The sequence below is a fragment of the Kibdelosporangium persicum genome (assembly GCF_013280595.1).
Classification (GTDB): domain Bacteria; phylum Actinomycetota; class Actinomycetes; order Mycobacteriales; family Pseudonocardiaceae; genus Kibdelosporangium; species Kibdelosporangium persicum.
In genome coordinates, this window is record NZ_JAAATY010000005.1 from 26,060 (window position 1) to 40,748 (window position 14,689).

Annotated in this window: 12 protein-coding genes; 2 read left to right on the top strand and 10 right to left on the bottom strand. The window is 69.0% G+C overall.

Translation table 11 applies throughout. From position 1 onward, the window contains the following. Positions 1-63 precede the first annotated feature (63 nt). On the top strand, positions 64-858 hold the full coding sequence (locus GC106_RS11010) for an Rv1486c family protein (RefSeq protein ID WP_173127937.1): 795 nt from the start codon (positions 64-66) through the stop codon (positions 856-858). On the opposite strand, the gene GC106_RS11015 is transcribed toward GC106_RS11010, so the two are convergent. The 10 genes from GC106_RS11015 to fabG all read right to left on the bottom strand — a co-directional run bounded on the left by GC106_RS11015 (position 748) and on the right by fabG (position 11,950). Then, positions 748-1,851 (bottom strand): N-acetylglucosamine kinase, encoded by a 1,104-nt coding sequence (locus GC106_RS11015; protein WP_173127940.1) that lies wholly within the window; start codon positions 1,849-1,851, stop codon positions 748-750. The genes GC106_RS11010 and GC106_RS11015 overlap by 111 nt on opposite strands. Beyond that, positions 1,848-3,125, bottom strand: coding sequence for a 6-phospho-beta-glucosidase (locus tag GC106_RS11020; protein ID WP_173127943.1), 1,278 nt, complete (start codon positions 3,123-3,125; stop codon positions 1,848-1,850). Before GC106_RS11020 ends, GC106_RS11015 begins: the two co-directional genes overlap by 4 nt. Before the next feature lie 6 nt (positions 3,126-3,131). Beyond that, complete coding sequence (locus tag GC106_RS11025; RefSeq protein WP_246365488.1) at positions 3,132-4,025, bottom strand: carbohydrate ABC transporter permease; 894 nt, start codon at positions 4,023-4,025, stop codon at positions 3,132-3,134. Further along, positions 4,022-4,909 (bottom strand): carbohydrate ABC transporter permease, encoded by an 888-nt coding sequence (locus GC106_RS11030; RefSeq protein ID WP_376777728.1) that lies wholly within the window; start codon positions 4,907-4,909, stop codon positions 4,022-4,024. The genes GC106_RS11025 and GC106_RS11030 overlap by 4 nt, the downstream gene beginning before the upstream one ends. A gap of 106 nt (positions 4,910-5,015) precedes the next feature. Continuing rightward, positions 5,016-6,347, bottom strand: a complete 1,332-nt coding sequence (locus GC106_RS11035) for an extracellular solute-binding protein (protein WP_173127949.1) — start codon at positions 6,345-6,347, stop codon at positions 5,016-5,018. Between the two features lie 18 nt (positions 6,348-6,365). After that, positions 6,366-7,637, bottom strand: a complete 1,272-nt coding sequence (locus GC106_RS11040) for an ROK family transcriptional regulator (RefSeq protein ID WP_246365490.1) — start codon at positions 7,635-7,637, stop codon at positions 6,366-6,368. A gap of 149 nt (positions 7,638-7,786) precedes the next feature. Continuing rightward, the gene (locus tag GC106_RS11045; RefSeq protein WP_173127952.1) at positions 7,787-8,830 is read right to left on the bottom strand and encodes a ferrochelatase; all 1,044 of its coding nucleotides are present in this window, start codon (positions 8,828-8,830) and stop codon (positions 7,787-7,789) included. A 19-nt stretch (positions 8,831-8,849) separates the two neighbouring features. Then, a complete protein-coding gene (locus GC106_RS11050) occupies positions 8,850-10,421 on the bottom strand; it encodes a Na+/H+ antiporter (protein WP_173127954.1) in 1,572 nt (523 codons plus the stop codon). A gap of 21 nt (positions 10,422-10,442) precedes the next feature. Further along, complete coding sequence (gene fabI / locus GC106_RS11055) at positions 10,443-11,210, bottom strand: enoyl-ACP reductase FabI (protein ID WP_173127957.1); 768 nt, start codon at positions 11,208-11,210, stop codon at positions 10,443-10,445. A gap of 35 nt (positions 11,211-11,245) precedes the next feature. After that, positions 11,246-11,950, bottom strand: coding sequence for a 3-oxoacyl-[acyl-carrier-protein] reductase (gene fabG, locus GC106_RS11060; RefSeq protein ID WP_173127960.1), 705 nt, complete (start codon positions 11,948-11,950; stop codon positions 11,246-11,248). Between the two features lie 201 nt (positions 11,951-12,151). On the opposite strand from fabG, the gene GC106_RS11065 reads away from it, so the two are divergent. Next, on the top strand, positions 12,152-14,611 hold the full coding sequence (locus GC106_RS11065) for an FtsX-like permease family protein (protein ID WP_173127963.1): 2,460 nt from the start codon (positions 12,152-12,154) through the stop codon (positions 14,609-14,611). Positions 14,612-14,689 lie beyond the last annotated feature (78 nt).

Here is a 14,689-nt window from a genome sequence, read left to right on the forward strand (position 1 = left end):
GACCTTGCGGTCCACTTTACCTCCGTGGGATCGCCGATACTTGCCGGCAGTACGCTTCCAAGCGTGCCATTCCCAAGTGCCACGTTCGCTGTGTGGGGCTCCGCCTGGTTGCACGGGGTCGCAGCGCCCGACGACGCGCTCGACGCACTCGCTGTCTGGGCCGAGATGCACGAGGTCGTCGCGGACGACGAAGGAACCGCCACAGCGCTGGAGTTGCCCGCCCGGGACGAGCGCGCCGGGCAACTGGCCGCATTGCTCGCCGCCCTGCGCAAAGCGGGCGCCACGACGGCACGGCTGGTGATCCCTGTGCCGGGTGACGTCCGTGGCCTTGGCGGGTCGACCACGCTGGCCACGGCGGCGCTGAGAACCAGCCAAGCGGTGGTGCTGCCGGAGGCCGGCGTCGGCATCGTGCCCGAGACGGTCGCCGACCAGGTGATCCGGTGGACGGTGTTCGACCTGCCGACCGTCACGCCGGCCGAGCACACGCCGTTGGGCGAGGCCGACCACAACCTGTCGACCGCGATGCGGGAGGCGGCCGGGACGTTGGCGTCGCTGGATCTCACGAGCAACAGGCCGGGAGTGCGGCACGAGATCAAGGAACGCGTCGCGGTCAGCGCACGCGCACGGTGGCCGATCGGCATGCCGCAGAAGGCACTGCGCGTGTTGCAGCGCGCCGCCGAGGTCGCCGCGATCCTGGAAGTGGCCGCTGAGGACGATCCCGGCGGCGCGCTGTCGTCCTCCGCCGCGCTACGACGCTCCGAAGCTCTCCGCCCGCTTGCCGACGCCGTCCGCTTCGCTCGGTGCGCCGCCGTTGACGAGGCCGTCCGGGTTCTCTCCGACCACGCCGGCCGGCACTGAGCCCATCACCGAGCTCATCCGCAGGCGCGCCTTGGCATGAGCCGAGGCGCCGATGGCGTCGAGCCCGAGCAGTGCCGCACCGACCACCGGAGCGATGTCGACGACCCTGACCTGCGCGCGAGGTGCCACGGCGACGCACCGCTGCTCGATGACATCGATGACATCACGGCCGACGCCCGTCATCACGCCTCCACCGAGCACGATCGTCGGCGCCTCACCGGTCATGTCGAGCTTGCGCACGGTGGTCGCGACCAGAGTGCCGATCTCGTCGACAAGTTGCTTGACCACGCCCGCGGCGACCGCGTCCCCGGCCGCCGCGACCTGGAACAGCAACGGGCACAGCTCGTGGATCGCTTCCCTCGGCAGGCTGTTGAAGTGCAGCCGCTCCACCACTTCGAAGATGTCCTTGGCGCCGAAGTGGTTCACCACCGCGGGCAGCAGCTCGGTGTGCGGGCCACGGCCGTCCGCCGCGCGCACCGCCCACCACAGCGCCTCCGAGCCGAGCTGGAATCCGCCGCCCCAGTCCCCGGAGATCTTTCCCAGCGCGGGAAACCGGTGTACCCGCCCATCCGCGGCGACGCCGACGCAGTTGATGCCGGCACCACACACCACCGCGACGCCGACCCCGTCCGTCGTTCCCGCGCGCAGCAAGGCGAACGTGTCGTTGCCGACCACAATGGACGGTGACCAGCCGCGTCCGGTCAGCGCACTGGCCAGCTCCTGCTCCTCGGCCGGCAAGTCGGCCCCGGCCAGGTAGGCCGCGGTGAACGTGCCGAACGGCTTCGTGGCAGGCAGGCCCGCGGCGGAGCAGGCCTCGGTGATCAGCTGCTCGAACACGTCGAGGCCCTGCTTGATGCCGACCACCTGCGGCGACGCCCCCGGCCCGCGGCTGCTGCCGAGGACCGAGCCGGACGCGTCGACCAGGAGGACATCGGTTTTGCTGCCGCCGCCGTCGATCGCGATGACCACGGCGTCCGGTGCGGGTTGGGTCATGCGTTGGCCCACGGCAGATCGGCGCGGTTGGCCGCGATCAGGTCGTCGGCCAGCCGGTCGGCGGCCGTGTACTGACCGATCAGCGGGTGCGCCAGCAACGCGTCGGCTACCCGGTCACGGCCGCCGTACAGCGCCGCGTCGAGCGCCAGGTACTCGTACGCGGTGACGTGCGAGATCAGGCCGGAGAACCTCGGTTCGACCGGCTCGATCGGCAACGGCACGGGACCTTCATCGTCCACAATGGCCGGAACCTCGATCACGGCGTCGTCCGGCAGGAACGGCATCGCGCCGTCGTTGCGGACGTTCACCACGTGCTCCTCGGCCAGTCCGCCACCGGTCAGCGCGTGCACCAGCTGCACCGCCGCCTCCGAGTAGTAGGCGCCGCCGCGTTTGGCCAGGTTCTCCGGCTTGGTCACCACGGCCGGATCGGCGTACTGGCTCAGCAACTCGTTCTCCACCTCCATGACCACGTCGGCCCGCGGCGGGCTCTGCAGCTGGCCGGCCAGCACCTCGTCGTGCGCGTAGTAGTACTTCAGGTAGTAGGACGGGATGGCGTTCATCCGGCGCATCCAGCCGACCGGAGCGCCGATCTCGGCGGCGATCCGCTCGCCGAACTCGCCGAGCAGATCGGGCAGCCGGTCCACCATGCCGTCCGGAGTGGACACCTGGACGCCGCGTTCCCAGGTGAGGTGGTTCAGTCCGATGTGGTCGAGCCGGACCGCGTTCGTGTCCACATCCAACAGCCGGGCGAACTTGCGCTGCAGGCCGATCGCCACGTTGCACAGCCCGACAGCGCGATGACCGGCCTGCAGTAGCGCCCGGGTGACGATGCCGACCGGGTTGGTGAAGTTGACGATCCAGGTGTCCGCACCGGCCACCCGCCGGACACGCTCGGCGATGTCCAGCACGACCGGGACGGTGCGCAGCGCCTTGGCCAGGCCACCGGCCCCGGTCGTCTCCTGACCGATACACCCGCAGGCATGCGGAAAGGTCTCGTCGGACCGCCTGGCCTTCTGCCCGCCGACGCGCAGTTGCAGCAGCACCGCCGAGGCGCCTTCGGCGCCCTCTTCGAGGCTGGCGGTGGTCAGCACCCTCGCCGGGTGCCCGGCGTGCCGCAGCAGTCGCCGGCAGAAGTCGCCGACGATCCGCGACCGGTGGGTGTCCGGGTCGACGAGCACGATCTCGTCGACGTCCAGACTCGCCCGCCGCCCGGCTATGCCGTCGACCAGCTCCGGCGTGTAGGTGGACCCACCACCCACCACGGTCAGTCTCATCGCCCGCTAACCCTTCACTCCCGTGAACGTGATCCCCTTGACGAACGACTTCTGCGCGAACACGAACAGCACGATGGCCGGCAGCATCGTCAGGACGGTCGCGGCCATCGTGAGGTTCCACTCCACGTGGTGCATCCCCCGGAAGGACGCGATGGCCAGCGACAGCGTCCAGTGATCACGCGCCTCGCCGGTGTACAGCAACGGTCCGAAGTAGTCGTTCCAGGTGAACAGGAAACAGAACATCGCCGCGGCGGCGATGCCTGGTCTGGCCATCGGCACCAGCACCCTGGTGAGCACCTGCCATTCCGAGCAGCCGTCGATCCGGGCCGCGTCCAGGTAGTCCTTCGGGATGGTCAGGAAGAACTGGCGCAGCAGGAAGATGCTGAACGCGTCGAACAGGAAGTACGGCGCGATCAACGGCACCAGCGTACCCGTCAGGCCCATCCGGACCCACATGTCGAACAACGGGACGATGACCACCTGCGGCGGCAGCATCATCGCGGCCACGACCGCCATGAACGCCCAGGTCTGCCCGCGCCACTTCAGTTTCGCCAAGGCGTACGCCGCCGGGATGGCCGACACCAGGATGCCGAGGGTGGCCAGCAGCGAGTACGTCAGGCTGTTGATCAGGTAGGTGACCATCGGCGCGCGGTCGAACACCTCGACGAAGTTCTCGAAGTGCCATTCCCTGGGCCACCAGCTCGCCGTCATCGCCTGGTCGCTGCGCATGAACGCGGTCAGCAACACGAAGATCACCGGCAGGGTGAACATCAGCCCCAGCGCGACGCCGAGGCTGTGCGTGGCGACCCAGTACAGGATCCGGTTCCAGTTGGTCTTGCGGCGCACGACGACCGGTGAACCGCCCGAGGTCCGTCGTGGCGTGGCAGTCGCGGTCGTCAAGCCGCCTCCTCCACATGCGACGCCCGGCGCAACTGCCGGACCAGGATCGCGGTGAACGCGAACGACACGATGAACAGCAGCACCGCCATCGCCGCCGCGTACCCCATGTTGGAGTAGCGGAAGCCCTGCACGTACAGCCAGACCGGGTAGGTCAGCGTGGAGTTCTGCGGATTGCCGATGTACTTGGTGTTCCCGGCCACGTCCGCGGTCCCGGCCGCGGCCGCGCCCGCCACCACCGCCTGGGTGAAGAACTGCAGCGCGAAGATCATCGAGTTGACGACACCGAACAGCAGCACCGGGGAGATGGACGGCAGCGTGATGTGCCAGAACCGGCGCGCCGGGCCGGCACCGTCCAAAGAGGCCGATTCGTACTGTTCCTGTGGCACGTCGAGCAACGCGGCCAGGATGATGATCATCAGCTCGCCCGATCCCCACAGCACCAGCAGGGTCAGCGACGGCTTGGACATCGCCGGGTCGTTGAACCACAGCCCGCCGTCGATCCCGATCGCCCGCAGGAACCGGTTCACCGGACCGAACTCCGGGTTGAACACGAAGACGAACACCAGCGTCGCCGCGGCGGGCGGCGCCAGTGCGGGCAGGTAGCACAGTGTGCGGATCAGGCCGAGGCCACGGCGCAGCCGGGAGATCACCGACGCGACACCGAGCGCGAAGACCACCCGGCACACCGTCAGCACGATCACCAGCCACAGCGTGTTGTACGCCGCCGTGCCCACCAGTGGTTCGGTGGTGAACATCCGGACGTAGTTGCCGAACCCGATCCAGACGGGCGCGTTGATCAGGTCGTACTTCGTGAACGAGAAGTAGACCGTGGCGACCAGCGGATAGCCGAAGAAGACCAGGAAACCGACGATCGCGGGGGCCATGAAGCCCAGGACGACCCACCGCCGGCGGGACCGGACCCGCGCCAGCCCCGTGGCGGGGGCGGGCGACGGGTCCGTCCCGGTTGGACGCAGCGTGGCGGTCATGAAGCTACTTCTGCGCCAGCGCGTCGTTGATCTGGTCGTCGACCTTCTTCAGCCCGGCCCGCAGATCGGTCTCGGTGCCCGCGATCCACTTCTCGGCGAAGTCGTTGACCGCCTTGAGGTGCGCGTCACCGATGGCCGTCGACGGCTTGGCCACCAGCTTGCCGCTGGAGTAGATGTCCAGGAACGTCCTGAACTGCTCGTTCACCTGGAGGTTCGGCGATGTGATCGAATCGGCCGTGGTCGGCATGTTCTTGATGCCGTTGGACAGCTGCACGATCGCGTCGGTGTCCAGCGTCATGTGCTTGATCAGCTCCCATGAGGCACCGGGATTCTTGACGCCCTTGGGGATGGCAATGATCGTGCCGGTGACCAGGCCGCCGCCGTACATCGAGGCGTTGGACGGCGACATCGGCGCGGGCGCCGTGCCGTAGTTGACGCTGGGGGCCTGGTCGGCGAGGAAAGCGGTGCGGAACTCACCGTCGAACATCATCGCGATCTTGCCCTTGTGGAAGGCGTTGTCCGGCGAGTACTCGTCACCGAGGCCCGCCTTGAACCGCTCCAGCTTCTCCTTGCCGTAGAAGTCGACCAGTTTCTTCTGGAACTCGAACAGCTCCTGCCACTGCTTGCTGCCCGCCAGGCCCGACTTGCCTTCCGCGTTCAGGTACTTCGCCCCGAACGACGGCGCCCAGACCTCGGCGAGGTTGCCGTAGAACGGCATCGACGGGAGGAAACCCGCGACCTCGATCGAGCCGTCGGGCGCGAACCTGGTCAGTTTCCTGCTGTACTCGATGATGTCGTCGGTGGTCTTCGGCGGACCGGGCAGGCCCGCCGCTGCGAACATGTCCTTGTTGTAGTAGAAGCCGAAGATGTCGGCCAGCAGCGGCATCGCGCACCGCTTGCCCTGGTACGAGGTGTAGTCCCGGACCGCCTGCGGGATGACGTTAACGTCGGTTCTGTCCCGGTCGATGTAGGGCTGCAGGTCCTGGAAAGCCCCGTTGTGGCACCAGTTTCCGAGGTTGTCGGTGTAGAACGAGATCGCCACGTCCGGCGGGTTGCCCGCCTGGATGGACTGGGTCAGCTTGTCGTCGTCCTGGTTGCCCTGGTGGTTGATCTTGATGTTCGGGAACTTCTTCCTGATCGTCTCCAGCGTCGCGGTGACCTCGCGGTACTCACGGTCGGCGAACTTGCTGTAGACGGTCAGCGTCAGGTCCGCGTCCTTCGCCGGCGCGGCGCCGATGTCACCGCTCGTACCGCCACCGCCGCCTGCCGCACCGGAACACGACGCGACGAGTAACGCCACCGAAACCAGCAGCACTCGCATGGAGGCCTTGCGCATGTGCCCTCCCTGGGGGACCTAGGAACTTGTTCGGACGCCGTCGCCGTCGCCACTGGCGTCCAGCCGGCGAGAGGGTTCGGTCATGTCGCCCGTCAGGCCGAAGACCTGCTCCCGGACGACCGCGAGGGCGGAGTGCAGAGCGCCTGCCCGTACGGCATTGCCGGCAACCGCGCTGAACGCCACCGGAGTGCGGGGCACGACCATCTCCCGCAACTCCGCACTGATCGACCGGCACAGCGTCTCCCCGCCGGCCAGGCCGGTCTTTCCGCACAGCAGCACCAGTTCCGGGTCCACCACACTGACGACGCCGGCGACTCCGGTGGCGACCCGGCGCGCCAGGTCGGTCAGGAACTGCTCAGCTTGCCGCTGCTCGGAACTCTCCTCGGCCGTCGCTTCCGCTGTCATGGCGACGGCCTTGCTCACGGCTGTCCAGCCGTTGCGTGCGGCGATGCCGTACGCCTTGGCCAGCTTCACCACGTTCGGCGAACTGACCAGGTCGCCGAACCTGGTTCCCGTCGCGGGAATCCCGGTGTCGGCGGCGGCCCGGTCGGGCACCCGCATCCAGTCGATCTCACCCGCACCACCGGTGGCGCCCCGCAACAGCTTGCGGTCGACCACGATCGCGCCACCGATGCCGTGGTCCAGCCACACCATCACAAAACTGCGCGCGGCGGTCGCCTGCCCGGCGATCATCTCCTCCAGCGCCACCAGGTTGACGTCGTTCTCGATGGTGACGGGGACGCCCAGTTCCTCGCCGATCCGGCCGGGCATGTCGAAACCCTCCCAGCCGGGCAGGTGCGGGGCGAACCACAGGTGCCCGGTCTTGGGGTTGATCGCGCCGGGCGTGCCGACCACGACGTGCCGCAGGTCCTTGAGCGTCAGGTCCGCGGCCTCGCACGCGGCGGCTGTGGCGTCGCGGAAGTTGCGCACCACTTCGTCGGCCGTGCCTCTGGGCGGGACGGCCTGCCGGTGTTCGGTCAGCACGGCGCCGGAGATGTCGGCGATCGCGATGTCCACGCCGCGGGGCGTCAGGTCGATCGCGGCGACGTGCGCGACCGCGCCCTTGACGGCCCACAGCTGGGCGCGTGGCCCCCTTCCGCCGCCACGCAGGCCTTCCCGCACCACGACGCCCTCTTCCTCAAGGCGCGCCAGCAGTTGCGCGGTGGCCGGTTTCGACAGGCCGATCGCGTACTCCAGCTCGGATCGCGTCAGCGGGCCATCGCGCAGCAAGGCGTCGATGGCCGCGCGATCGTTGATCTCGCGCAGCAGCCGCGGACTCCCGGCTCTCAACTCGGCTCCCGGTCTAGGCTCTCATTAATCTGGTAACTTTCCAGACGATTTAGAGCTGACGGTAACCACCAGCCAGGTGATGGTCAAGACCGGCCCGTCCCCCAGCCCCCCTCGTGAGTGTTTATCCGTGTTCTAACCCTGATAACCACTCACGAGGGTTTACCAGGGCGTTTGGTGGGTTCGCAGCAGAGCGGGGCGCAGGGGGCGCCGTTGACGGTGCAGCCCGCGGCCGTGAACTCCGACAGCTTGCGGGGCGCGATGCCTTCGACGTGCTCACGCACCAGCTCGACGACGAGCTGGGCGAAGCGGGGGTCGCCGTTGGGCGTGGTGACGCGCGCGAAGGCCATGCCCAGCTCCGCCGCCTTCTCGGCGGCCTCGTTGTCCAGGTCCCAGATCACCTCGAGGTGGTCGCTGACGAACCCGATCGGGCACACCGCGACCGCCGTCACGCCCTGCTCGTGCAATGCCTCGATGTGGTCGACGATGTCGGGGTCGAGCCACGGGATCTGCGGCGGGCCGGAGCGCGACTGCCACACCACGTCGTACTCGGCCACCCCGACCGCCTCAGCGACCAGCCTGGACGCCTCCGCGACCTGCTTGGAGTAACGGCCGCCGCCCTCGGACGGCGGGCCCGCGGCCTGGTCTGCCGAAATGGGGACGGAGTGCGCCGTGAACACGAGCCGAGCACCCTCAGGCAGAGAGGCCAGCGCCTGACGGCTGGCGTCGGCGAAGGACTCGACGAACAGCGGGTGGTCGAAGAACTGCCGCAGTTTCACCAGCTCCGGCGTCTGCGGGCCGACGGCCGCACGGGCGCGCAGAATGTCCTCATCGTACTGACGGCACGCCGAGTAACCGCCGTACGCGCTGGTCGGGAACACGAGGGCGCGTCGCACGCCGTCCGCGGCCATCTTGCCGACGGTGTCCTCCACCATCGGGTGCCAGTTGCGGTTGCCGAAGTACACCGGCAGCTGTACGCCCTGCGCGGCCAGCTCGGCCTCGACCGCGGCGATCGCCTCGCGGTTGAGCCTGTTGATCGGCGAGACCCCGCCGAAGTGCTGGTAGTGCTGCTCGACCTCGTCGAGCCGCTCGGGCGGCACGCCTCGGCCCCGCGTCACGTTCTCCAGGAATGGCCGGACGTCGGCCGGGCCCTCTGGCCCGCCGAACGACAGCCACAGCAGCGCGTCGAAACTCACTCCCCCATCCTGCCCAACGTCAGTCCGCCGCCGCACGCCGGGACAGCCTGATCTCCTCCAGATCGAGCTGGGTCTGGATGTCGCGCAGCACGGAGTCGTCGATCCGCCGCTCGTCACGCAGCCGCACGATGGTCGACCGCTTGTGCGCGATCATCGCCAGCCGCAGCGCCTGGTAGTCGTTCTCCAGCCGCCGGTACGGGTGGTCCTCGTCGTCCTGCGTGTCGCCTTGGCGCAGCAGCGTCAGCCGCTTCTCGTACTCCCGCCGGGTCCGTTCGATGATCAACGGGTCGGTGCCGAGCTCGGCGGCGAGCTTGGGCATGGCCTCGAAGGCGGCTTCGGCGGACGTCAGGATCGCCATCGCACGCTCCTCGTCGAACTGGGTGTCCGGCGGCAGGTGCGCCCAGCGCACCACCGGCGGCAGCAGCAGGCTCTGCACGACGAGCGTGACCGTGATGACGCCTGCCGTGACGAAGACGATCAGGTCACGCCCCGGCATCGTCTCCGGCACCGCCAGCGCGGCCGCCATCGACACCGCGCCCCGGAACCCGCACAGCGAGTTGACCAGCCGGCTCCGCGCGCCGGCTCTCAGCTCCCGTTGCTGTGGCCGCCGGTCGAGAGCCCGGATCACGTACGGCGTCGTGAACATCCAGAGCAACCGCACACCGATCACGGCGACGGAGATCAGACCGACCAGCGCCAGGCCGCGCAACGCGTTGGTCGAGCTGAGGTCACGCACCGCCATGTTGGCCTGCAGACCGACGAGCACGAACAGCGAACCGTTCAGCAGGAACGTCGAAAGGCTCCAGAAAGCCGAACTCTGCGTCCGGGTGTCCGCGTGGATCAGTCGCGGCCCGACCTGGCTGAGGATCAGTCCACACACGACCACGGCGAGCACGCCGGACGCGTGCACCACTTCGGCGAGCAGGAACGCCGCGAACGGCGTCAGCACGCTCAAAGTGTTCTCGTGCAACGGGTTGTCCAACAGCTTGCGGCCCTGGACGGCCAGCCACGCGGTGATCACCCCGGCCAGCGCGCCGCCGCCGAACGAGAGCACGAAAAGCCAGGACACGTTGCCGAGACTGAAGGTTTCGCCGCCGGCCGTGACGCTCACCGCCACGCCGAAGATCACCAGCGCCGTGCCGTCGTTGATCAGGCTCTCCGCGCGCAGCAAAGTCATGCTGCGGTTGGGCAGGCCGCGCGCGAACACACCGACCACAGTGGCGTCCGTCGGCGCGAGCGCCGCGCCCAGGACCCAAGCCGGGCCCCAGTCTATGCCCATGGCGTGCGCGACGGCGGCGACACCGGCGGCCGTCGCGACCACGAGCAGCGTGCTCGTCAGCGTCACCACGCGGATGTAGCGCCGGATCTCCCGCAGCGACGTCGTCAGGCTCTCCCAGTACAGCAAGGCAGGCAGGAACAGCAGCAACATCACTTCGGACGGCAGCTCCGCCTCGCGCAGCAGCGGGATGAAGCCCAGCGCGGCGCCCAGGCCCAGAAGCAGCACCGGCGCGGCGACCCGAAGCCGCCGCGCCGCGACACTGCACGTCAGAACCGTGATGCCCAGGATGACGACGAGTTCCAGACCTAACATCGCGTCCTCCCAGGCGCGCGATCACATACCGACTGCGTGGAATCCTCCGTCAACCCAGACCATCGAGCCAGTCGTGGCGGGCAGCCAGTCCGACAGCAGCGCGCAGACCGACTTGCCGACCGGCTCCGGGTCGTCGACCTTCCAGCCCAGCGGCGCGCGGGGACCCCACTGCTCCTCGATGTCCTTGAAGCCGGGGATCGACTTGGCCGCCATCGTGCGGACCGGGCCGGCGGCGACCAGGTTCACCCGGATCTGCCGAGGGCCCAGTTCCTTGGCCAGGTACCGGGTCACGGACTCCAGGCCGGCCTTGGCCACGCCCATCCAGTTGTACGCGGGCCACGCCTGACGGGCGTCGAAGTCCATGCCGACGACCGAGGAACCCTCGCTGAGCAACGGCAGCAGCGCCTTGGTCAGCGACATGAACGAGTACGCCGAGACCTGGACGGTGGTGGCCACGTCCTCCCACGGCGCATCGAGGAACGGGTTGCCCAGGCAGGACGGGGGCGCGAAGCCGATCGAGTGCACGACGCCGTCGAGACCGTCCACGTGCTCGGAAACCTTGCCCGCCAACGCGTCCAGGTGCTCCTGGTTGGTCACGTCCAGCTCGATCACCGGCGCGGGCTTGGGCAGCCGCTGGGCGATCCGCTCGACCAGGCTCATCCGGCCGAACCCGGTGAGCACCACCTCGGCGCCCTGCTCCTGCGCGATACGGGCCACGTGGAACGCGATGGAGGCGTCCGTGATCACGCCCGTGATCAGCAGCCGCTTGCCTTCGAGCAGTCCAGACACTTCGTTGTTCTCCCTTACGTTTTCGGCGCCGATTCTCAGTGGCCCATGCCGAGGCCGCCGTCGACCGGCAGCACGGCGCCGGTGATGTACGCGGCCGCGTCCGAGGCGAGGAACGTGACGGCCGCCGCGATCTCCGCGGTGTCGCCGTAGCGGCCGAGCGGGACCTGGCCGAGGATCTCCTGCTTGCGCTCGTCCGGCAGCACGGCGGTCATCTCGGTGGCGATGAACCCGGGCGTGATCACGTTCGAGGTGATGTTGCGGCTGCCCAGTTCCCGCGCGAGCGAGCGGGCGAAGCCGACCAGACCGGCCTTGCTGGCCGCGTAGTTCGCCTGGCCCGCGCTGCCGGTCAGGCCGACGACCGAGGAGATGAAGACCAGCCGTCCCCAGCGCTTGCGCAGCATGCCCCGGCTCGCGCGCTTGGCCACCCGGAACGCGCCGGTCAGGTTCGCGTCCAGCACCCGGGTGAACTGCTCCTCGGTCATCCGCAGCAGCAGGGTGTCGTCGGTGATGCCGGCGTTGGACACCAGGATCTCGACCGGCCCCTGCTTCTGTTCGATCTCGGCGAACGCGGCGTCGACCTGTTCGGCGTCGGTCACGTCGCACTTGACGCCGAGCAGCCCCTCCGGCGTCTCCGAGCCGCGGTGCGTGACCGCGACCTTGTCGCCCTGGTCCGCGAACGCCCTGGCGATCGCCAGGCCGATGCCGCGGTTACCGCCCGTGACCAATACCGACCGTGCCACCCTCAACTCCTCGCGCTGCCCCGACGTCTGCTCGCGCCACAGGCTAGCGGCCTACCACCTGGTCCGAAGCATCCGGTCGGGACTTGTGGTGGGGCTAACCCCACCATGAATCAGCGGTTCTGCACCATGGGTCGGGCACCGTCCGCAGCAATAGCGTCATGCCACAAACAATCGGCCGAGGGATTGGAACGGACCGCGATCATGCTGCGCCTGACGCTACGAACACTGCGCTACCGCAAGGGGGGTTTCGTCGCCACGTTCATCGCGCTGTTCTTCGGTGCGGCGATCGTGATGGCCTGCGGTGGCCTGATGGAGACCGGGATCCGCACCGCGATCCCGCCGCAGCGGCTGGCCGGCGCGGACGCCGTGATCACCGCCGACCGGTCGGTCAGGATGGCCACCGACGCGGAGCCGGACGAGGACGGTTACATCGAGTACCAGTACTCCACGCTCACGGAGGACGTGCCGCTCGACGCAGGCGTCGCCGCCAAGGCCGCGGCTGTGCCCGGGGTGGCGCGAGTGGTCCAGGACATCGCCTTCCCCGTGGCCCTCGCGGGCACGACGACAACCGGCCACAACTGGGCTTCGGCCACCCTGGCCGGTCTGAACCAAGCCGCGCCGCAGCCGGGCCAGGTGGTCGTGCCGCGGAGTTCCGGCAAGCAGGCCGGCGAGCGGGTGGACATCTCGGTACGCGGCCAGGTCGCGCAGTACACCGTGGCCGGGACGTCCACGCAGTCGGTCGTGTACTTCGCGGACTCGGACGCGCAGCGCCTCGGCCGGCTGCTGGCGCTCGGCGTCGTCGCGCAGCCTGGCACGGATTCGTCGGCCTTGGCCAAGCGCCTGGCGGATTCGCTCGGGACGTCGGCGACGGTGTTGTCCGGTGACGACCGTGGCGTCGCCGAGCACCCGGAGGCCGGACAGCAGAGCGAAATCCTGATCACGTTGGCCGGGGTGTTCGGCGGCTTCGCCGTGATGGTCTCGATGATGGTCGTGGCCAGCACGTTCGGGGTGTCCCTGCAGCAGCGCAAGCGGGAGATCGCCCTGCTGCGGGCGATCGGCACGACGCCTGGCCAGATCCGCCGGATGATCTTCACCGAGTCGCTGGTGATCGCGGTGCTGGCCACGGCGGCGGCGTGGGTGCCGGGCTCACTGCTCGGCGGGTTCCTGTTCGAGCGGCTCGCCGAGTACGGCGTGGCGAGCCCGGTCGTGCAGTTCCACCAGGGCTGGATCCCGTCGATCGTCGGCGTGGGCACGGCACTGCTCGCCGGGGTGATCGCCGCCCTCGCCGGCGCCCGCCGTGCCTCCCGGACCCGCCCGACCGAGGCGCTCGCCGAGGCCGCCGTGCAGCGCAAGTGGCTCACCCCCACGCGGATGATCTTCGGGATCATCTCCTGCGCGGGCGGTCTGGCGCTGGGGATCATCTCGGTGACCGTGATGTCCGGCCCGATCGCCGCGTCCACCGCGGGACCCGCCGTGCTGTGCTGGGCAATGGCGTTCACGCTCTTCGCGCCCGGCGCCACCAAGGCCGTGATGGCGTTGCTGCGCGTGCCGATCCGGGCGTTCACCAAGGTCCCGGGTTCGTTGGCGGCCAACAACACCAAGGTGCGTGCGGTGAAGCTCGCGTCCGTCGTGGCGCCGGTGATGCTGGCCTCCGGGTTCGCGTTCGCCCAGATCTACACGCAGACGACATCCGCCGAGTCGGCCCAGCGGGCGTACACCGAGAGCCTGCGGGCGGACGCGGTGCTGATCTCCGGCACCGGCGGCTTCTCCCCCGACGTGGTCGACACCGTCCGGTCGGTGCCCGGCATCACGGCCGCCTCGGAATGGGTCACCAGCGCGGGTTTCGTCGAGAGCCCGTACGACAGCGAGATCGGTGACGAGGGCCTGACGCTGCAGGGGATCACCGCGTCCGGTGCCTCGCTGACCGCGGTCCCGGTCGCGTCCGGTTCCCTGACGGACCTGTCCGGCGACACCGTGGCCCTGCCTGTCAACCACGCGTCGGCGATGGGCGTGACGATCGGCGACAAGATCACGATGCGCTTCGGCGACGGCCAGACCAGCCCGGTTCGCATCGTCGCCCTGCTCGAACCCAACGACGTGTACGACAGCGCCTTGCTGCCCGCGCGGCTGCTGGCCAAGCACACCTCGGAGGGCGTCGCGAGCCAGATCATGGTCTCCGGCGACACGTCCCAGCTGGCGGCCCGCTTCCCCACCGCCCAGCTCGCCGACCGCTCGGCGCTGACCGAGGCCTACGCGGACGGCCTGGAGACCCAGGCGATGATCAACTATCTGATCGCCGGGATGATCATCCTCTACACGGCGATCTCGGTGATCAACACGCTGGTGGTGGAGACCGCCGACCGCCGCAGGGAGTTCGGCCTGCTGCAGCTGTCCGGCGCGCACCGCGGCCAGGTGCTGCGGATGATGGGCGTGGAAGGCGCGGCCATCACCCTGGCCGGGCTGATCCTCGGCACCATCGTGTCGCTGGGCACCCTGGTCCCGTTCAGCCTGGCGGCACTGGACACCGTGGTGCCGTACGGTCCAATTTGGATCTACCTGGGTGTGTCGGCCGCCGCGGCCCTGCTGACCATGGCGGCGACGATGATCCCGACCGTGATCGCCCTGCGCACCCGCCCGGCCGACACGGTCTCCGCACCCTAGCCCCCGCCCACCCCTCGTGAGTGTTTATCGGTGTTCTAACCCTGATAAACACTCACGAGGGGGTTGTGTGCTGGACAA

What these genes read in the sequence shown, in the direction of transcription:
- GC106_RS11015 (WP_173127940.1), bottom strand. Translation starts at nt 1,851, where the DNA reads ATGACCCAACCCGCACCGGACGCCGTGGTCATCGCGATCGACGGCGGC.
- GC106_RS11020 (WP_173127943.1), bottom strand. Translation starts at nt 3,125, where the DNA reads ATGAGACTGACCGTGGTGGGTGGTGGGTCCACCTACACGCCGGAGCTG.
- GC106_RS11030 (WP_376777728.1), bottom strand. Translation starts at nt 4,909, where the DNA reads ATGGCCCCCGCGATCGTCGGTTTCCTGGTCTTCTTCGGCTATCCGCTG.
- GC106_RS11035 (WP_173127949.1), bottom strand. Translation starts at nt 6,347, where the DNA reads ATGCGCAAGGCCTCCATGCGAGTGCTGCTGGTTTCGGTGGCGTTACTC.
- GC106_RS11050 (WP_173127954.1), bottom strand. Translation starts at nt 10,421, where the DNA reads ATGTTAGGTCTGGAACTCGTCGTCATCCTGGGCATCACGGTTCTGACG.
- GC106_RS11065 (WP_173127963.1), top strand. Translation starts at nt 12,152, where the DNA reads ATGCTGCGCCTGACGCTACGAACACTGCGCTACCGCAAGGGGGGTTTC.